This is a genomic window from Streptomyces sp. NPDC048353 (assembly GCF_055587165.1).
Window position 1 is genome coordinate 626,709 of record NZ_JBVJGU010000003.1, and the last position, 17,271, is coordinate 643,979.

18 protein-coding genes are annotated in these 17,271 nt (G+C 73.9%); 9 read left to right on the forward strand and 9 right to left on the reverse strand.

The features are described 5' to 3' along the window. The first annotated feature begins 146 nt into the window (after positions 1-146). The gene (locus tag ACZ6RC_RS13095; RefSeq protein ID WP_469581915.1) at positions 147-308 is read left to right on the forward strand and encodes a hypothetical protein; all 162 of its coding nucleotides are present in this window, start codon (positions 147-149) and stop codon (positions 306-308) included. Between the two features lie 85 nt (positions 309-393). Here the strand turns inward: ACZ6RC_RS13095 and ACZ6RC_RS13100 are convergent, their stop codons facing one another. Then, positions 394-798 (reverse strand): recombinase family protein, encoded by a 405-nt coding sequence (locus tag ACZ6RC_RS13100; protein ID WP_391135460.1) that lies wholly within the window; start codon positions 796-798, stop codon positions 394-396. A gap of 444 nt (positions 799-1,242) precedes the next feature. Here ACZ6RC_RS13100 and ACZ6RC_RS13105 point away from each other — a divergent pair, with 444 nt between their 5' ends. Continuing rightward, on the forward strand, positions 1,243-2,016 hold the full coding sequence (locus tag ACZ6RC_RS13105; RefSeq protein ID WP_453611606.1) for an MBL fold metallo-hydrolase: 774 nt from the start codon (positions 1,243-1,245) through the stop codon (positions 2,014-2,016). Continuing rightward, positions 2,013-2,657 carry a DedA family protein gene (locus tag ACZ6RC_RS13110; RefSeq protein ID WP_469581918.1) on the forward strand — a complete coding sequence of 215 codons (645 nt, stop codon included), beginning with the start codon at positions 2,013-2,015 and terminating at the stop codon, positions 2,655-2,657. The genes ACZ6RC_RS13105 and ACZ6RC_RS13110 overlap by 4 nt, the downstream gene beginning before the upstream one ends. A 106-nt stretch (positions 2,658-2,763) precedes the next feature. Here ACZ6RC_RS13110 and ACZ6RC_RS13115 read toward each other — a convergent pair whose 3' ends face one another. From ACZ6RC_RS13115 to ACZ6RC_RS13125, 3 genes are all read right to left on the reverse strand, one after another. Next, a complete protein-coding gene (locus ACZ6RC_RS13115; RefSeq protein ID WP_391135469.1) occupies positions 2,764-3,795 on the reverse strand; it encodes an MBL fold metallo-hydrolase in 1,032 nt (343 codons plus the stop codon). A 70-nt stretch (positions 3,796-3,865) separates the two neighbouring features. Beyond that, the gene (locus tag ACZ6RC_RS13120) at positions 3,866-5,098 is read right to left on the reverse strand and encodes an aminotransferase class I/II-fold pyridoxal phosphate-dependent enzyme (protein ID WP_469581922.1); all 1,233 of its coding nucleotides are present in this window, start codon (positions 5,096-5,098) and stop codon (positions 3,866-3,868) included. A gap of 351 nt (positions 5,099-5,449) precedes the next feature. Further along, positions 5,450-7,300: a transketolase gene (locus ACZ6RC_RS13125; RefSeq protein ID WP_469581924.1), complete on the reverse strand. Its 1,851-nt coding sequence runs from the start codon at positions 7,298-7,300 to the stop codon at positions 5,450-5,452. Positions 7,301-7,516: 216 nt separating this feature from the next. Here ACZ6RC_RS13125 and ACZ6RC_RS13130 point away from each other — a divergent pair, with 216 nt between their 5' ends. Continuing rightward, a complete protein-coding gene (locus tag ACZ6RC_RS13130; RefSeq protein ID WP_469581927.1) occupies positions 7,517-8,467 on the forward strand; it encodes a methyltransferase domain-containing protein in 951 nt (316 codons plus the stop codon). Between the two features lie 77 nt (positions 8,468-8,544). Here the strand turns inward: ACZ6RC_RS13130 and ACZ6RC_RS13135 are convergent, their stop codons facing one another. Beyond that, the gene (locus tag ACZ6RC_RS13135) at positions 8,545-8,979 is read right to left on the reverse strand and encodes a hypothetical protein (protein WP_391135479.1); all 435 of its coding nucleotides are present in this window, start codon (positions 8,977-8,979) and stop codon (positions 8,545-8,547) included. Between the two features lie 237 nt (positions 8,980-9,216). Next, positions 9,217-9,969, reverse strand: coding sequence for a hypothetical protein (locus ACZ6RC_RS13140; protein WP_469581931.1), 753 nt, complete (start codon positions 9,967-9,969; stop codon positions 9,217-9,219). Between the two features lie 76 nt (positions 9,970-10,045). Here ACZ6RC_RS13140 and ACZ6RC_RS13145 point away from each other — a divergent pair, with 76 nt between their 5' ends. From ACZ6RC_RS13145 to ACZ6RC_RS13155, 3 genes are all read left to right on the forward strand, one after another. Then, entirely contained in the window at positions 10,046-10,618 is a 573-nt protein-coding gene (locus ACZ6RC_RS13145; RefSeq protein WP_469581934.1) for an ArsR/SmtB family transcription factor, read from the forward strand. A gap of 72 nt (positions 10,619-10,690) precedes the next feature. Beyond that, on the forward strand, positions 10,691-11,050 hold the full coding sequence (locus ACZ6RC_RS13150; RefSeq protein WP_391135488.1) for a VOC family protein: 360 nt from the start codon (positions 10,691-10,693) through the stop codon (positions 11,048-11,050). A 306-nt stretch (positions 11,051-11,356) separates the two neighbouring features. Next, positions 11,357-11,695 (forward strand): DUF6204 family protein, encoded by a 339-nt coding sequence (locus ACZ6RC_RS13155; protein ID WP_469581938.1) that lies wholly within the window; start codon positions 11,357-11,359, stop codon positions 11,693-11,695. Here ACZ6RC_RS13155 and ACZ6RC_RS13160 read toward each other — a convergent pair. Both ACZ6RC_RS13160 and ACZ6RC_RS13165 read right to left on the reverse strand, forming a co-directional pair. Next, positions 11,683-12,288, reverse strand: coding sequence for a GNAT family N-acetyltransferase (locus tag ACZ6RC_RS13160; RefSeq protein WP_469581941.1), 606 nt, complete (start codon positions 12,286-12,288; stop codon positions 11,683-11,685). The genes ACZ6RC_RS13155 and ACZ6RC_RS13160 overlap by 13 nt on opposite strands. Before the next feature lie 212 nt (positions 12,289-12,500). Next, complete coding sequence (locus ACZ6RC_RS13165; RefSeq protein ID WP_469581944.1) at positions 12,501-13,928, reverse strand: MFS transporter; 1,428 nt, start codon at positions 13,926-13,928, stop codon at positions 12,501-12,503. Positions 13,929-14,096: 168 nt separating this feature from the next. On the opposite strand from ACZ6RC_RS13165, the gene ACZ6RC_RS13170 reads away from it, so the two are divergent. Next, a complete protein-coding gene (locus ACZ6RC_RS13170; protein WP_469581947.1) occupies positions 14,097-14,846 on the forward strand; it encodes a GntR family transcriptional regulator in 750 nt (249 codons plus the stop codon). 190 nt (positions 14,847-15,036) lie between these two features. Continuing rightward, a complete protein-coding gene (locus ACZ6RC_RS13175; RefSeq protein ID WP_469581949.1) occupies positions 15,037-16,128 on the forward strand; it encodes an adenosine deaminase in 1,092 nt (363 codons plus the stop codon). A 203-nt stretch (positions 16,129-16,331) separates the two neighbouring features. Here ACZ6RC_RS13175 and ACZ6RC_RS13180 read toward each other — a convergent pair whose 3' ends face one another. Continuing rightward, the gene (locus ACZ6RC_RS13180) at positions 16,332-17,258 is read right to left on the reverse strand and encodes a S66 peptidase family protein (RefSeq protein WP_469581952.1); all 927 of its coding nucleotides are present in this window, start codon (positions 17,256-17,258) and stop codon (positions 16,332-16,334) included. Positions 17,259-17,271: the final 13 nt, after the last annotated feature.

Sequence of the window (17,271 nt, forward strand, 5' to 3'; positions counted from 1 at the left end):
GCTGAACCGCTGGTCAGGCCCCTGTCCGTCTCCCCTGTCGCATACAGGACAGCACATCACGCCGTGGTGGCGCGGCCGAAGCGCAGGATTCGTTCCGTCACCGGTGCCGGCCGGCCCACCCCTCCCTCATGGACAGGAAAAAGATCATGAGCCAGTGGATCTCCCTCATCCAGCTCGCGGGCAGTCTCGCGGGGGCCGCGACGGCGGCCTGCACGCTTGCCACCGCCCTCGCCGCGGCCAAACACCGCTTGGACCGGAGGGCGGCGCGTCCCGCCCGCGACGACGACCGTCAGGGCGACGACGAGTAAGCGGCCCGCACGGCCTTCGGTCGAGACCGTGTCCGCAGAGGAGCGCCGTCTGCCTGCGGGCCAGACGGGACGTTCGCAACACGTTCTAGCAGCCGTCGTATCCCGCGGTGGGCATGGAGAGCCGGCGGTGGACGTCCGCTTTGGCGGGCGCGTCGTACGTCGGCTCGTCGAGGCCCGCGGTCTCCAGCCGGACGCCCCGGCGCTCGCACTCCGCGTAGAAGCCGTGCACGTCCGTCAACGCCCGGGCGAGCACGCGGTCGTTGGGGGCGACGAAGAGGTCGACCTCGTCGTCGTCCACGTCCGCCCAGAGCGCGGCGTGGTCGGGGCGGATCGCGTAGAAGAGCAACTGCCTCGCGACGACGTAGCCCTTGTCGCGGGCCCAGCGGTCGCACATCGCGTGCTGGCTGCGCGTGTCGACCAGAAAGGGGTCGCTGTCGAGTTCCTCGAGCGGGGTGAGGCTGGCGATCGCCGCCACCCGAACGTCGTCCATGGGGCCGACCCTACTCCGAACACGGGTCCGCGAGGAGGGCGCACGCGGCGGTTCCCGGGGGCGTTCGGGTGTCAGGGCGGGGAGGAGTATCCGCAGGTGTGGCAGGCGCGCCGGCCGTCCTCGGTGACGGCCGGGACGCCTCCGCGGCGCGGACACGGCGCCGCGTGTCCGGTGGTCCCCCGGGTGCTCGCCGCGGCTCCCCTCGCGTCGCCGACCGACGGCTGGCCCCCCGCCTCCCATCGCGGACGCCCCGCGTCGTCCGCGCGGGAGATCTACCCTCGTCACAGGAGCGCGGAGTACCGAGGCCGTACCGAGGGCATGCGGAAGTGCGGGCACGCCGGGTGCCCGCGCCCGCGGCGGGGTCGTACCGAAGCGCACCGGAGGTGCGCCGGGCGGACCCCGGTGGTGGCGAGGTCGTCGACGAGGAGAGGGGCGGGCGTACCGGTGGAGGTCACCTGGTGGGGTCATGCCACCTGCACGGTCGAGGACTCCGGGGTACGGCTGCTCACCGACCCGCTCTTCGCGCGCCGTCTCGCGCACCTGCGGCGCCGGCGCGGTGCCGCTCCGCCGCCCGAGGCGGCGGTCGCCGATGCGGTCCTCGTCTCCCATCTGCACGCCGACCATCTCCATCTCCCCTCCCTCGCCCGCGTCGCGCCGGGTACCCGGCTGATCGTGCCGCGTGGCGCCCCCGGCGCGGTCCCGGGGCTGCGGAGGCTGGCCGCCCGCGGGCTGCGGCTGTGCGAAGTGGAGCCCGGCGACGAGCTGGCCGTGGGCGCCGTGACCGTACGGGCCGTACCGGCGCTGCACGACGGCCGGCGGCTGCCCGTGGGGCCGCACCGCTCCCCCGCCCTCGGGTACGTCCTGGAGGGTGAGGCGCGGACGTACTTCGCCGGGGACACGGGCCTCTTCGACGGGATGGCGGAGGCGGTCGGGCCGGTGGACGTGGCGCTGCTCCCGGTCGGCGGCTGGGGCCCGCACCTCGGGCACGGCCATCTGGACGCGGGCCGGGCGGCGCAGGCGCTGGCCGCGCTCTCGCCGGCCGCGGCGGTGCCGGTGCACTACGGCACGTACTGGCCGATCGGGATGGACGCGGTACGGCCGCACGAGTTCCACGCGCCCGGCGACGAGTTCGTCCGCCACGCGCGCCGGCTCGCGCCGAAGGTGACGGTGCACCGGCTCGGCCACGGCGAACGGGTGCGGCCGGAGGTCGCCCGGTGATCGACCGACTGTGGGAGGTGGTACGGGAGCTGCCGCCCGAGTCGGCGCAGCAGGCCGTCGGCTATCCCACGCTCTTCCTGCTGGTGTCCCTGGGCGCGCTGGTGCCGGTGGTGCCGACGGGGGCGATCGTCAGCACGGCGGCGGTGGTCGCCTTCCACCAGACGGCGCCGTGGGCGCTGCTCTTCGTCTTCCTCGTGGCGTCCTCCGCCGCGCTCCTGGGCGATGTGGCCCTGTACTGGCTGGGCAGGCGCGGGGTCGGCTCGAAGAACGGGTCGCGGTGGCTGGAGGCGCTGCGCGAGCGGGCGGCGCCGGAGCTGCTGGACCACGCGCGGGAGCGTCTGGAGACGCACCGGGTGTCGGTGCTGGTGCTCTCGCGGCTGGTGCCCGCGGGGCGGATCCCGGTCATGCTGGCGTGCCTGCTGGCGGCCATGCCGCTGCGCCGGTTCGCCCGCGGGGACCTGCCGGCCTGCCTGGCGTGGACGGCGACGTACCAGCTGATCGGGATACTCGGCGGCTCGCTGTTCCCGGAGCCGTGGCAGGGCGTGCTCGCGGCGGTGGTCCTCACGGTGCTGGTCAGCGGCGCTCCCGCGCTGTGGAAGCGGGCGCGGGGCACGCGCCGGAGCGGCGCGAAGGAAGCCTGAGGGGGCCGAGGGAACCTGAGGGGGCCTGGGGTCGTAGGGGCTGGGGGCCTGAGGGGCCTGGGGCCCCTGGGGCCGGGGTGGTCGGAGAGCCGTGCCCGGCCCGTCGTCACGGGGTGGCGAGGAGGCGGGAGGCGCCCACCGGGAGGTCCCAGAGGTTCTCCCGGGGCAGCCCGGCCCGCTCCCATGCCGCGCGGACCCGGGTGAGGGGTTCCATGACGGGCTCGGAGGACAGCACGAAGGTCGCCCAGTGCATCGGCACCATCCGCCGTGCCCCGAGGTCCTGGAAGGCGCGGACGGCCTCCTCGGGGTCGGTGTGGACGTCACTGAGCCACCAGCGGGGCGCGTAGGCGCCGATGGGGAGCAGCGCGAGGTCGATGCCGGGGTGGCGGCGGCCGATCTCGGCGAACCAGTGGCCGTAGCCGGTGTCCCCGGCGAAGTAGACCCGGCGCCCCGACCGGTCGGCCAGGACCCAGCCGCCCCAGAGGGAGCGGCAGGTGTCGAGAAGCGTGCGCTTGGACCAGTGGTGGGCCGGGACGAACTCGAAGCGGACGCCGTCGAGTTCGGCCGCCTCCCACCAGTCGAGTTCGGTGACGCGGGTGAAACGCCGGCGGGTGAACCAGCGGCCGAGTCCGGCGGGTACGAAGACCGGGGTGTCCCTGGGCAGCCGTTTGAGCGTGGGGGCGTCGAGGTGGTCGAAGTGATTGTGGCTGATGACCACCGCGTCGACGGGCGGCAGGTCCTCCCAGCGCACGCCGACGGGGGTGATGCGGGCCGGTGTGCCGAGGATCCGGCGGGACCAGACGGGGTCGGTGAGGACGGTGAGGCCGCCGATGCCGACGATCCAGCTGGCGTGCCCGGCCCAGCTCAGGGCGACGGTCCCCGGTGCGATGGCGGGCAGCGGGCCGGGTTCGTACGGCAGCAGCGGGATGTCGCGGAGCCCGTCGGCGCCGGGGCGGATGGCGCCCTCGCGGGCGAGACGGGCCATGGCGCGGACGCCGGGGAGGGGCGCGGTGAGGCGGTCCGCGAAGGAGCGCGGCCAGTCGTCCCGGATCCGGCCGAGGGGCTGGAGGACGGGAGGGGCGGTGCGTGCGCCGTCGGTACGCGGGGCCTGGGCCGGCTGTGCCGTCTGTTCCGTCATCTGCGGGCTCCGTTCTCGGCGGCTCGTCGGGGATGTCGGGGCCCGGGGCGGGGCCGGAGTGTCCCCGGGCTCACCGCAGTTCCTCCAGGACGGCCGCGAAGGAACGCAACGCACCGGCGACGTGCGGCGATTCCTCGGGCGTGGCGGAGGCGAACGCCTCCATCCGCTGTTCCTCGGTCTCGCCGAGGAGGACCCCGGTGTCGAACCTGGCCCGCAGCGAACCGAGTTCGTCGCCGAAGCGGTGCCCTCCGGGGACCGGGGTGCCGAGCCGCTCGGTGAGGTGGTTCTCCAGCTCCAGGGAGTCGGTGACGCCCCGGGCGGCGAGCCCGGCGCGCAGCGGCCCGAGGTCGGCGTAGAGGTGGCGGCCGGCCCGCGGGGGCAGGGCGAGCGCGCCGACGGCGAGGACGGCCCGGTGCGCGGCGGCGGTCACGCGCGCGTGGAGGGCGGCGGTCCGCCCGGCCCGTACGGTCACGTCCTCGGGTTCGTCGAGCGCGTGGGCCGCCACGGGCGCGACGGGTCCTGCGACGACGGCGCCGAGCGCGGTGAGGACGTCGAGGGTACGGGCCCGGGGGTCGGCGTAGCGGTCCGTACGGGAGGGGGCGGCGGGCGGGAACCGGGCGACGGCGCAGGGCCAGGCGGCCGGGGTGAGCGCTGCCGCCAGGTCGTAGAGGACGGTGGCGTCTTCGGGGCACATCTCGGCGGGGCTGACCAGGACGGTGTCCCGGGGGCTGTGCAGGGTGTCCCGCCAGGTCTCGTCACTGATGATGTGCAGCCCCTCGCCGACGGCCGCTTCGCAGGTCTCGCTGACCAGTTCGGGCGGTGCGACGGTGCCGGTGGGGTCGTCGGCGACGGAGAGCAGGAGCAGCCGGGGGTGGCCGCCCTCCGCGCGCACCCGCCGGACGGTCTCCAGGAGGGCGTACGGGTCGGGGACGCCGCCGCACTCGGCGGGGGTCGGCACGTGGTAGGCCGGGCGGCCGAGGAGGCGGGCTTGGGGGGTCCACCAGGCCGGGCAGGGGCGGGGCATCAGGACGTCGCCGCCGTGTGCGGCGATCAGGGCGAACAGCAGGGACTGGGCGCCGGGGGCGGCGACGACGTCCTCGGGGTGGGTGCGCAGGCCGCGCCGCCACCAGTAACCGCTCGCGGCCTCGCGCAGGACGGGGCCGCCGCCGGGCGGTTCGACGGCGGTGCGGGCGGCCGCCCCGGCGAGGAGGGAGGCCAGGCCGGGGAGGACCGGCAGCCCGGGTTCCGGAACGGGGGGTCCGTAGCGCACCGGGCCTCGGCCCTCCGGAGCCGTCTGCCGCATGTCCCGCACCTCCCGAGCCTCGTTCGGCACACCCAGGGCGCCACTGCCCTTTATACGAAGATTCACGGCACCCCGCCGCTTCAACGCCCGCCTCGGGGGACGGCGCGGGGGCCGGTCGGGTGGGCGCTCCGGGGCCGGCGGGACCGGCGGGGAGTACTGCCCCGGGGCGGGGAGGAGGGCTGCCGGGGGGCGGGCCGGCCGCCGTCCGGGGCGATGGGTGAACGGGTGAACGCCGGCCGGTGATCGGTGTCTGGTGAACGGTGGCCGGTGATCGGTGTCTGGTGAACGGTGGCCGGTGGTCGTGTAGCGGGGGGGCAGAGGGCTCTCGCGCGATGCCCCCGCCCCCGCAGGTCAGCGCACCAGGACCCGTTCCACCATCAGCTCGACCGCCGAGACGATCGCGTCCGCGTCGATACCCGCGTCGTGGAGCTGCTCCTCCGGAGTCGCCGAAGTCGGCATCGAGCGGACGGCGAGGCGCGCCAGGCGGGGCATGTCGCCGTGGCCGTTGGAGAAGGCCTCGGCGACCGCGTCGCCGATACCGCCCTCCGGCCGGTGGTCCTCGACCGTCAGGACGCAGCCGGTCGTGCCGGCCGCCTGGTCGAGGGTGGCCTTGTCCACCGGCTTGACGGAGTAGAGGTCGATGACGCGGACGGGCACGCCCCGCTCCTCCAGCCGGTCGGCGGCGCGCAGCGCCTCGTGCACGGTGACCCCGGCGGCCACGATGGTGGCCCGGTCGTCCTCGCCATGGCTGCGCAGCACTTTGCTGCCGCCCACCGGGAACTCCTCGTCCGGGTCGTAGAGGACGGGCGTCTTGCCCCGGGAGGTGCGCAGATAGCGGACCCCGTCCAGGTCGGCCATCCCCGCGACGAGCTTCGCCGTCTGGTTGGCGTCGCACGGGTACAGGACGGTGCTGCCGTGCACCGACCGCATCATCGCCAGGTCCTCCAGGCCCATCTGGCTGGGTCCGTCCTCGCCGATGGCGACGCCCGCGTGGGAGCCGACGAGATTGATTCCGGCGCGGCTGACGGCCGCCATCCGGATGAAGTCGTGGGCGCGGGTGAGGAAGGCGGCGAAGGTCGTGGCGTACGGGACGTAGCCGCACGTCTGGACTCCGACGGCGGCCGCGACGAGCTGCTGCTCGGCGATGTAGCACTCGAAGTGCCGCTCGGGATGCGCCTTGGCGAAGAACTCGGTACGGGTCGAGTCGCCGACCTCGCCGTCGAACGCGACGACGTCCTCGCGGACCGAGCCGAGCGCGGCGAGAGCCTCGCCGTAGGCGTTACGGGTGGCCACCTCGTCGCCGCCCTTGTCGTAACGCGGCAGATCCGGCGTGCGGTCGCGTGCGGGACGGGCCACCTGGGCGGCGGGCGGTTCGGGCGGCGTGACCCGCAGGTCGGTGCGGCCGCCCAGCTCGGCGATGGCGGCCTCGGCGTCCGGGAGGGGCTTGCCGTGTTTGCCCTCGCGGTCCTCGACGGCGGCGACGCCCCTGCCCTTGCGGGTGGCCGCGAGGATCGCGGTGGGCCGACCGGCACCGGCGCGGGCCTCGCGCAGCGCGGCGTCGACGGCGTCGAGGTCGTGGCCGTCGATCGAGAGCGTGTTCCAGCCGAAGGCCTCCAGGCGGGCGGCGTAGGCGCCGAGGTCGCGTTGGTGGCGGGTGGGGCCGCGCTGCCCGAGCCGGTTGACGTCGACGATCAGGGTGAGGTTGTCGAGCCCGGAGTACGCGGCGTGCTCGACGGCCTCCCAGATCGACCCTTCGGCCATCTCGCTGTCCCCGCAGACCACCCACACCCGGTACGGCACCCGGTCGAGGAACATTCCGGCGAGCGCCATGCCGACCCCGACGGGCAGGCCCTGGCCGAGGGAGCCGGTGGCGACGTCGACCCAGGGCAGCCGGGGCGTCGGGTGGCCTTCGAGGCGGCTGCCGCGGTGGCGGAAGGTGAGCAGTTCGTCGTCGTCGACGGCCCCGGCCGCCCGGTACATGGCGTACAGCAGCGGGGAGGCGTGGCCCTTCGACAGGACGAGCCGGTCGTTGCCCGGGTGGTCGGGGCGGGCGAAGTCGTAGCGCAGATGCCGGGCGAGGAGCACCGCGCCGATGTCCGCGGCGGACATCGAGGAGGTGGGGTGCCCCGAACCGGCCGCGTCGGCGGCTCGCACCGCGTCGACACGGAGCTGCTGGGCGAGCGCGGACAACGATGCGTTCATGGCGGATCTTCCTCCACGGCTGCGTGGCGCGGGCACGGTCAGCGGTGCTCCTCACGCGGGTGCCCAGGAAGGGCGGGCGTAACCCGGGGCTCACTCCACCGCTGTCCATATAGCAAGATCCCTATCTCAACATGCGACCGACCGGCGTACTGTGGCCGTCACGCCCCTCGGCAGTCCTCCCCAGACCTCAGCAGACCTCTACAAAGGAGTCCGGTCATGACGCTCAGCCCGCTGCCACCGTCGGAAACGCCGAGCGAGGGTTCGAGAGGGGGCGAGGCGAGGGCCCGAGCGCAGGCCCCGGCAGCAGCCGAGGGCGACACCTCGCGGGAGGCGCCGGGACAAGCGCCACCGGGCACTCCACGGGAGACGGCCGTCTACACCCACGGCCATCACGAGTCGGTGCTGCGCTCGCACAGCTGGCGTACCGCCGCCAACTCCGCGGCTTATCTGCTGCCCGAACTGCGTCCGGGCCTGGACGTCCTGGACGTGGGGTGCGGTCCGGGCACGATCACGGCCGACCTGGCGGCGCTGGTGGCCCCGGGCCGGGTGACCGCGGTGGACGCCGCCGGGGACGTCCTGGACACGGCGCGCGCGACGGCGGCCGCGCGCGGTCTGACGAACGTACGGTTCGCGGTGGCGGACGTCCACGCCCTGGAGTTCCCCGACGACTCCTTCGACGTCGTCCACGCCCACCAGGTGCTGCAACACGTGGGCGACCCGGTGCGGGCCCTGCGCGAGATGCGGCGGGTGTGCCGGCCGGGCGGGGTGGTGGCGGCGCGCGACAGCGACTACGGCGCCTTCGCGTGGTACCCGGAACCGCCCGCCCTGGCGCAGTGGCTGGAGCTGTATCACCGGGTCGCCCGGGGCAACGGCGGCGAACCGGACGCCGGGCGGCGGCTGTTCTCCTGGGCCCGGCGGGCCGGCTTCACCGACATCACCACGACCGGAGCCACGTGGTGCTTCGCCACGCCGGAGGAGCGTGCCTGGTGGAGCGGGCTGTGGGCGGACCGCACGACCGAGTCCGTCTACGCGCGACTCGCGGTGGACGGCGGCCACACCACGCCGGCCGGTCTCACCGCGATCGCGGAGGCGTGGCGGGAGTGGGGGCGCCGGGAGGACGCGTGGTTCCTGGTGCCGCACGGCGAGATCCTGTGCCGGGTCCCCTGACCGGCTCCACTGCCCTCGGCACGGAGGGTGCCTGACCCGCCCACCGACCTCGGCACGGAGGGGTGACGGAGCGGCGGTCAGCAGAGCGGGACGCCGGGTACGGGCTGCCACGCGTCGCCCTGGACCACGGCGGTGGCGGGGAACGAGCCCCAGCCGGAGGCGCCGGGACGCGTGACGACATCGGCCAGGGTCGTGAGCCACCAGTTGTTCTGGGCGCCTTGGATCACCGGATTGTCCCGGCCCTTGCTCTGGCACACGAACCAGTTGCGGCCCGCGTACAGGATGCCGACCTCACGCGAGTCGCCCTCGAAGGGGGTGTCGCCCTGGTGCACGCTGGCGGTGACATAGGTGTCGCAGTAGACCGTCGGCTTTCCCCACGGCGTCGTCGGTCCCGCCCCGGAGCACGAGCCGCCGGCGGCGCCGGCCGGCGGCGCGAGGGCGAGCGTGCCGGCGACCACGGCGCCGGTGGCCAGCAAGGCCAGGCCGAATCTGCTGTGCGTAGCGGTGGGCACGGTGGCTCCTCTCGGCACGGGGCGGCCGTCCGGCCCCCTCGGGATGCGACTGTGCCACCGCGACGGAAGGACGTGACTCCGCAACGTTGCGGATTGCCACCACCGCGCGGCGACGCCCAACGCCCGCTGCCCGCTGCCCGATCCGCCCGCCCGCCCGCCCGCCCGCCCGCCCGCCGTGACGGTCCGGATCAGGATCGAGGTCACCAAGGCCGTCGGCAGCGCGGCGGCCGCCCTCGATCACGCGCCCGAACCGGTCTCCCCATAAGGCCGGATGGCTACGGTGACATCCATGTCGAAGGCGTTCGCTCCCGCCGCGGACGGCAGGCCCAGGGCCCGGTCGAGGACGCGGCGGAGGGGGCCGCAGCCACTCGTGCCCGGGGCGGCGAACTCCGCGTCCTGGGCACCGAACGCGGCGACCAGGGGATCCTTCGATATCACCCGGGTCGGATCGGTGTCCTTGAGCACGAGGTGGACAGCGTTCTCCGCGCTGCCCACCGAACAGCGAGACGACAGCGGGGCCGGCAGCCCGTGCGCCACGCCTATCGCGAACGTAATGTCGAACTCGCCGCGCCGGGTGTCGTCGGACAGGAAGTCCGAGTAGCCGCCGTACCGCGGAGTCAGGGTCAGCGGGGTGCCTCCCACCCGGATCGGCGCGGCTGTCATCTTCCCGAAGACCTGGCGAAATTCACCGCCCACACGGCCCTCCGCGAAGGTGATCTTCATGGGTTCGGTGAGCGGTTCGTCGATGGCACCCATGCGCAGACGGCCCGTGGCGTGCATGACCTCGCAGCGCCAGGTCCCGGGGTCCGCGCCCGCGGGCAGCTCGTCGACGGTCGGACACGCGGAGAAGTCGAACTCGGGCAGCTCCGCGACCCCTTCAGCTCCCTGCGCGGGTGCGGCACCCAGGGCGAGTCCGGCAAGCAGCGCCGCCGCAGCGGCACTTGCGAAGCGGCGGAGTGTGCGGTTCAGGGTCTCTCGGTTCAGCGTCATACACAGAGCATTGCAGAGATTTCTCTGCAGAGGAAGCTCTGCAGAGAAATTGCTGCCATCCGGTTAGACTGCCGCCATGACGGAAGAGCGGACAGCGGACGCCGCGGCGCACCGCACGGTCGACACCCCCGAGGTACTCAAAGCCCTGTCGCACCCCCTGCGCCTGCGCATCCTGCGCCACCTCAGCGCGGCGGGCCCGGCCACTTCGACCACGCTCGCCGCCGCCCTCGGGGAGAACACCGGGACGCTCAGCTACCACCTGCGCATGCTGGAGCGCAGTGGCCTCATCGAGGACATCCCCGAGCGCTCCGGAGGGCGTGAGCGCTGGTGGCGCGGGGTGCGGGGCCTCGACATCCGCAGACCGCCGCAGGGTGAGCTGACGGTGGCCGAGCGCGCCATGTCGGCCGAGCTGGACCGCATGCGGATGGAGGAGGACATCGAGCTTGCCCGGCAGTTCACCGCCGGGCAGGCCGAGTCCGAGGGCTGGATGCGGGGTTCACGCAGTCTCATCCACCTCACGCGGGGTGAGCTGGACTCGTTCCACGACGACTATCTGGCCCTGCTCGCGCGCTATGCCCGCGACCCCGAGGACGCCCCCGACGACGCACGCCCCGTCCTCCTGCGCTGGTTCGGCCTGCCCGCCGACTGAACGGCAGCCGGCCGCGTGCTTGATCAGTGAGATCGCGGCACACGTCGCCGGTCGCCAACTAGGCTCTCCACCATGGAGATCCTGGGATCCACGTTGCGTGTCTGCGTCGACGACCTCGACCCGGCGGTGGACTTCTACGAGCGGCTCACCGGAAGCCCGGCCCTGCGCTTCGAGCGGGGCGGGGTGTCGGTGGCGGCGGTCGGCTGCTTCCTGCTGATGAGCGGCCCGGAGTCGGAGCTGGAGGTGCTGCGGAAGGTGGCGGCGACCCTCTCCGTCGAGGATGTGGACGCCGCCTTCACCGCGCTGACGGCGGCCGGCGCGAAGATCGTCGCCGGGCCGGTGCCCACGCCCGTCGGCCGCAATCTCGTCGCCATCCACCCGGACGGCTCGGTCTTCGAATACGTCGACCGGCGCCCGGCCGCCGACGCGTAGCCGGCGGGCCGGTGAGCGCGGAGACGACCAGGTCGGCGAGGAGCACCCCGGCGAAGCCGTCGGGGTCGAGATCAGGGCCGAGATCAGGGCCGAGATCGGTTCGTAGCAGATCGTGACGCCGAGTCGACGCACCACTCGGAGCGGACCAACGCACCGCGCGGTGTGTCCAGTTCGGCGGGCAGCAGCCCGTACGGAGGTGGCGAACCGAGGTCGGACGGGGCGTCGAGGGCCCCGAAATATTCCGTATGCGTCTCGGCCTCTCCGCCGTACTCTGCTTCTCCGACGACGACGTACCTACGGAGCGACATGAGCAGCCGGCCCCAGCACACCTACCGCGTGATCGTGCGCGGCACGTTCGACGGCCTGTCGGAGGAGAGCCGGGCCAGGCTCCTCGCCGAGGTCGACGAGCACGGTCTGACGGGGATGCGCTTCACGCCCGAGGGCTCGCTCGCCTATGACAGGGCGCTGAAGCACTTCTCGTACCGGCTGATCGTCGTCTCCGACGCGGAGGACGGCGAGGAGATGGCGGCGGTGATCGCCGAGGACCGGGTGGAGACCGCGCTCAGGGAATCCGGCCGCGGCCACGGAGAGCTGAAGTCGTCCGTGACGGACATGGACACCATGAAGATCAACTACAAGCGGTGAGCGGCCGGCCCTGAGGAGCCGGCAGGGGGTGCGGGGCGATCGGCGGGGCCGGTCCGCGGTGCGGTGATCGCCCAGCGTTCGTGGTCGCGCCAGTCGCCGTCGATGAAGAGCATCGCGGGCGAGAAGCCCTCGAGACGGAACCCGGCGCGGCGGACCAGGGCGCGCGAGGGGGCGTTGCCCGGCTGGATGTTGGCCTCCAGCCGGTGCAGCCCCAGCGGCCCGAAGGCGTACGGGAGCAGGAGCCCGAGCGCCTCGGACATCACCCCGCGGCCCGCGGCGTGCGCGAAGGCGCCGTAGCCGAGGGTCCCGCTGAGGAACGCTCCGCGGACGATGTTGTTGATGTTGACGAAGCCGGCGAGGCGACCGCCCTCCGCCCGCTCGCAGACGAGGAAGCCCTCCCGAGCGGAATCCGCCAGGATCGCCCGCGCGTAGGTCGCGTACGCCGCCGGGCTGTCCGGCGGGAAGAGCCAGGGGCGGTGCAGCGCGCGGCCGGCGCGGACATGGGCGGTGAACTCGGCCGCGTCGTCGAGCGCGTAGGCCCGCAGGCCGACGCGGGGGCCCGCCGTGAGGTACCGGCCGGGGTCGTCGCTCATCCGATCATGCTAACGCCACACCCGGAGCGGGGCACTCGGCGGACGGGGACAGCGGACGAAGACGGCGGGTGCGGGTGGCAGATGCGCGCGGCGTACGCGGGCGGTGTTCGGCGGCACCGGCCCGCCCGACGGGGCCCCGACGGGGCCGCGGCAGGAGCTCGGCCGCCCCGCCCGGCCCCACCGCGGGGTACGAGCGGGGTCGCCGCGCCCAGTCAGTGGTGGGCGAGGACCAGCTGGGGCTCGTCCTCGGACGCGTCCGCCGGGTCCGGCCGCTGGATGAGCAGAGCCGTGACGACCCCCAGGCCGAGCAGCGCGAGCGCCGCGTACATCGCGTGCTGGTAGCCCGCCTCGGTGACGCCCCCGGCGTCGCTGCCCGCCGTGATCATGGCGGAGGCGAGGGCGATGCCGAGCGAGGCCCCGATGCCGAAGCAGGCGCCGTTGAGGCCGGAGAGCGAGCCCGGCTTGTCCTTTGGGGCGGTGGTGACGGCGAGGCCGTTGAGGCCGGTGAGCATGAACCCGCCGTAGGTGACGCCCAGCGCGGCCAGCGAGGCGACCAGGATCCACTCGTTGTGCAGGAAGAAGGTGGCGAAGAGGAAGATCGCGAAGTTGGCGATCGCGCCGGTGACGACGATGGTGCGCCAGCCGATCTTCGGGCCGAGGCGGCCGGTCAGCGGGGCGGAGATGACACCGATGAGCTGGATCGGCGTCAGGAAGAGGACGGCGGCGGTGACGGCGGAGAGGCCGAGGCCGACGCGGACGTCCTGCGAGAACAGCGGGATGGTGAGCGCGATGGCCCCGAACGCGCCGCCGAGGGTGCAGATCGTGGTGAGGAGCAGCGGCCAGGCGCGACGCGAGGCCAGGACCTCGATGTCGATGACGGGGTCGGCCGCGCTCTTCTGCGAGACGACGAAGAAGGCGAGCGAGGCGAGGCCGCCCAGCAGGAAGCCGAGGGTGAGCGGGGAGGTCCAGCCCCAGGCGGCGCCCTGGGCGAGGCCGACGAGGATGCCGGTGAGACCGAGCGCGAGGGCGGCGATGCCCCGCGAGTCGAAACGGCCCTCGGGGGAGGTGGCAGGGACGTCGGGGACGTACTTCCGTACACCGAGCAGACCCGCCACGGCGATCAGGGTGGAGCAGACGAAGATGCCGCGGAAGCCGATGGTGTCGGCGATCTGGCCGCCGGCGATGGCGTCGACGCCCGCGAGGCCGCCGTTGACGGCGGTGATGACGCCCGCCGCCTTGCCGAAGCCCGCGGGACTGAGCAGCTGGTTGAGCGTGAGGAAGGCGAGGGTGAACATCGCGGCCGAGATGCCCTGCAGGATGCGGCCCGCGATGAAGACCTCGATGTTCGGCGCGAAGACGCAGAGCAGGTTGCCGACGATCAGCACCACGGCGCACACGATCATCATCGGCTTGCGGCCGCGCTTGTCGCTGAGGCGGGCGAGGGTGACCTGGCCGATGGCCGCCATCAGGAAGAAGAGGGTCTGCGAGAGACCGGCGGCGGCCGTGGTGGTGCCGAGACGCTCGATGACATCCGGCAGTGCGGGGCTGAGCATGGTGGCGTTGATCTGGTAGCCGAGGACGGCGAGGACCATCGCCACCAGCATGGGGCCGCGGCCCGTGAGGTCGGATTTGGCTGACATATCGGCCCCTTTGCCATGGATGTCACGTCGTTGCGCACGCCACCCACCGAGCTTGTCTGACAAGTAGCGCGAAGACAGGCTGGACTCTACGCGCGTCACACGTCAAGACCCTTTGACCTGTGAATCCGAATACCGTTGACTTGCCGACAAGTGAGCCGAGGAGGGGCAGTGGCAGTCAGCGGACAGCGGCGGCGACCGGTCGTGGTGCTCTACGAACGGATCGCGGACGCCATCCACGACGGCACCTATCCCCCGGGTTCGACCCTCCCCTCCGAGCCCAAGCTCGCGGGCGAACTGGGGGTGAGCCGGCCGGCGCTGCGGGAGGCGCTGCTGCTGCTCCAGGAGGACGGCTTGCTCTCGGTGCGGCGCGGGGTCGGCCGGACCGTCGCCGACCACCCGCCGCGGCGCGGTTTCGAGCACATCCAGCCACTGGAGGAGCTGATCGGCACGGGCTCGCCGCTGCGGGTACGGGCCCTGCTGCGGGCGGTCGAGGAACCCACCGACTTCACCACCCAGCACCTGCTCGCCCCGGCCCGTTCCGAGCTGAGGTTCTGGGAGTCCCTGCTGGTCGGAGAGGGTACGGCGGCCGCGCTCAGCCAGGAGTGGGCGGCCGCCGACGACGTCCTGGATCGGGCGCACCCGGACTTCGCCCGCGCCCTGCGCACCGAACCGGCGCCGGGCCGCGTCTCCATGCTGGCGGTGCTCGCGACCTCCTCCCGCGGGGTCTCGCTCGGGGCACACAGCAGCGTCACCGCGACCCTGGTCGGACAGCGACGCGGGGACCAGCTCGGGCGCCCGGCCGACACCCCGGCGGTACTGGTCACCCAGGTGGTACGGGTCGGTGAGACCCCGGTCCTGGCAGCCAAGCACATGCTTCCGACGGGGGCGCCGGCGCTGCCCGTCCTGCAGTCGAACTGAGCCCCGGAGCGCTCGATTCCGCGAGCCCCAGCCCCTCCGATACGGCCACGCGCGGCGTTCCGCGCCCTGCCGAGCGGGGGCGGCCGGTCCGCTCGGCCGCGGCGCCGGGCCGCCCTTACCGACCGCCTGCCCGCCCCCTGTCACCGCCGTCACAGCGGCGGGGGCCCACCGTCGCGTACACTTCCGCGCCATGCACTTGTCTGACAACCTCGCCGCCCCCGCCGTACCCGCCGTCTCCGAGTGGATCCGGCGCGCCCCGAAGGCCGTTCTCCACGACCACCTCGACGGCGGGCTGCGCCCCGCGACGATCGTCGAGCTGGCGCGCGAGTGCGGCTACACCTCCCTGCCGACCGAGGACCCCGCGGCGCTCGCGGTCTGGTTCCGGGACGCCGCCGACTCCGGTTCGCTGGAGCGGTACCTGGAGACCTTCGCCCACACCTGCGCGGTGATGCAGACCCGCCCCGCCCTGGAGCGGATCGCGGCCGAGTGCGCCGAGGACCTTGCGGCGGACGGTGTCGTGTACGCCGAGGTCCGCTACGCCCCCGAGCAGCACCTGGAGGGCGGGCTCACCCTGGACGAGGTCGTCGAGGCGGTGAACGACGGCTTCCGTGAGGGCGAGCGCCGCGCGGGCGGCCGGATCACCGTCCGGGCCCTGCTCACTGGCATGCGGCACACCGACCGTTCGCTGGAGATCGCGCGGCTCACCGTCGCGCACCGCGAGAACGGCGTGGCCGGCTTCGACATCGCCGGTGGCGAGATCGGCAACCCGCCGGCCCGCCACCTTCCCGCCTTCCAGCATCTGAAGCGGCACAACTGCCACTTCACGATCCACGCGGGCGAGGCCGTCGGCGCCGAGTCGATCCACGAGGCCGTGCAGGTCTGCGGCAGCGAGCGGATCGGGCACGGCGTGCGGATCACGGACGACATCGCCGAGGACGGCACCCTGGGCCACCTCGCCTCCTACGTCCGCGACAACCGCATCGCCCTGGAGGTCTGCCCGACCTCCAACCTGCAGACGGGCGCGGCGAAGGACTACGCCTCGCACCCGATCGACGAGCTGCGCCGGCTCGGCTTCCGCATCACCCTCAACACCGACAACCGTCTGGTCTCCGGCACCACCATGAGCGAGGAGTTCCAGCACATGGCGGACGCCTTCGGGTACGGCCCCGAGGTCTTCGAGGAGTTCACGGTCGCCGCGCTCGACGCCGCCTTCCTGCCGCTCCCCGAGCGGCAGCGGCTGATCGACGAGGTCGTGCGCCCGGGCTACGCCGCCCTGTGCTGACCGCTCCCGCCGCCGTTCGCCCGCGCCGTCGGGTCGCTCCAACGGCCGGCGGCGGCCCGGCTCCGGCCGACCCCGGCGCCCCGTGACACGGGGCGCCAGAGGCCGCCAGGCAGACCGGGCCAGGCCAGCGCAGGCGTGGCCCTGGGGACAGCCGGGACTCAGACCGGCGCGGGCACGTGGTCCGGGGAGCAGACGGCCGGGCCTCAGGTCAGCGCGGGTACGTCGAGTGTGAGCGTGCCCGTCTCGGCGTCCAGCACCCCCGGCACCCCGAACGGAATCGTCAGCGCCGTCTCGCCGTGGCCGAAGCCCATCTCCTCCACCACCGGCACGCCGAGCCCGCCGAGGCGGTCGGCCAGCACCGCGCGCACCGCTTCGTAGGGGCCGCACTCCGCCCACGACCCGAGCCCGACGGCCCCCACGCCGTCCAGCCAGCCGGAGCGCAGGAGCTGGGTGAGGACGCGGTCCAGACGGTACGGCTCCTCCCCCACGTCCTCCAGAAGCAGGAGGCCGCCCCGGGCCGAGGGCCGCGCGTGCGGGGTGGCGAGGTCGGCGGCGAGCAGGCTGACGCAGCCGCCGAGGGTGACGCCGTGGGCCCGGCCGGGGACGAGCGCCCGCGCGGTCTCCAGCCCGAGGGTCCGCACCGATTCGGGTGCGAACAGGGTGGCCCGCAGGGACTCCTGGGTGCGGAGGTCGTTGAGGAAGGTCGCCGCCGCGACCATCGGACCGTGCAGGGTGGCCAGCCCGGCGCGCACGGCGAAGGCCTCGTGCAGGGCGGTGAGGTCGCTGTAGCCGACGAAGACCTTGGGGCCCGCCGCCCGGATCGCGGTCCAGTCGAGCAGGTCCACCATCCGCTGGGTGCCGTAGCCGCCCCGCGCGCAGATCACCGCCGAGATCCCGGGATCGCACCAGGCCTCCTGGAGGTCGCGGGCGCGGGCCGCGTCCGCACCCGCGAGGTAGTCCAACGCGGGGTGGGTCTCGAGGACATGGGGGGCGACGACCGGGTCCAGGTCCCAGCCGCGCAGGATGTCGAGGCCGGCCGCGAGGCGCTCCTCGGGGACGGGTCCGCTGGGCGCCACGACCGCGACCCGGGCCCCGGGCCTCAACCGCGCGGGACGCACGAGCACCCGCACCGAACCCCCCGCG

Coding starts and splice junctions, on each gene's coding strand:
- ACZ6RC_RS13095 (WP_469581915.1), top strand. CDS start 147: ATGAGCCAGTGGATCTCCCTCATCCAGCTCGCGGGCAGTCTCGCGGGG.
- ACZ6RC_RS13100 (WP_391135460.1), bottom strand. CDS start 798: ATGGACGACGTTCGGGTGGCGGCGATCGCCAGCCTCACCCCGCTCGAG.
- ACZ6RC_RS13115 (WP_391135469.1), bottom strand. CDS start 3,795: ATGACGGAACAGACGGCACAGCCGGCCCAGGCCCCGCGTACCGACGGC.
- ACZ6RC_RS13120 (WP_469581922.1), bottom strand. CDS start 5,098: ATGCGGCAGACGGCTCCGGAGGGCCGAGGCCCGGTGCGCTACGGACCC.
- ACZ6RC_RS13125 (WP_469581924.1), bottom strand. CDS start 7,300: ATGAACGCATCGTTGTCCGCGCTCGCCCAGCAGCTCCGTGTCGACGCG.
- ACZ6RC_RS13130 (WP_469581927.1), top strand. CDS start 7,517: ATGACGCTCAGCCCGCTGCCACCGTCGGAAACGCCGAGCGAGGGTTCG.
- ACZ6RC_RS13140 (WP_469581931.1), bottom strand. CDS start 9,969: ATGACGCTGAACCGAGAGACCCTGAACCGCACACTCCGCCGCTTCGCA.
- ACZ6RC_RS13145 (WP_469581934.1), top strand. CDS start 10,046: ATGACGGAAGAGCGGACAGCGGACGCCGCGGCGCACCGCACGGTCGAC.
- ACZ6RC_RS13150 (WP_391135488.1), top strand. CDS start 10,691: ATGGAGATCCTGGGATCCACGTTGCGTGTCTGCGTCGACGACCTCGAC.
- ACZ6RC_RS13155 (WP_469581938.1), top strand. CDS start 11,357: ATGAGCAGCCGGCCCCAGCACACCTACCGCGTGATCGTGCGCGGCACG.
- ACZ6RC_RS13160 (WP_469581941.1), bottom strand. CDS start 12,288: ATGAGCGACGACCCCGGCCGGTACCTCACGGCGGGCCCCCGCGTCGGC.
- ACZ6RC_RS13165 (WP_469581944.1), bottom strand. CDS start 13,928: ATGTCAGCCAAATCCGACCTCACGGGCCGCGGCCCCATGCTGGTGGCG.
- ACZ6RC_RS13175 (WP_469581949.1), top strand. CDS start 15,037: ATGCACTTGTCTGACAACCTCGCCGCCCCCGCCGTACCCGCCGTCTCC.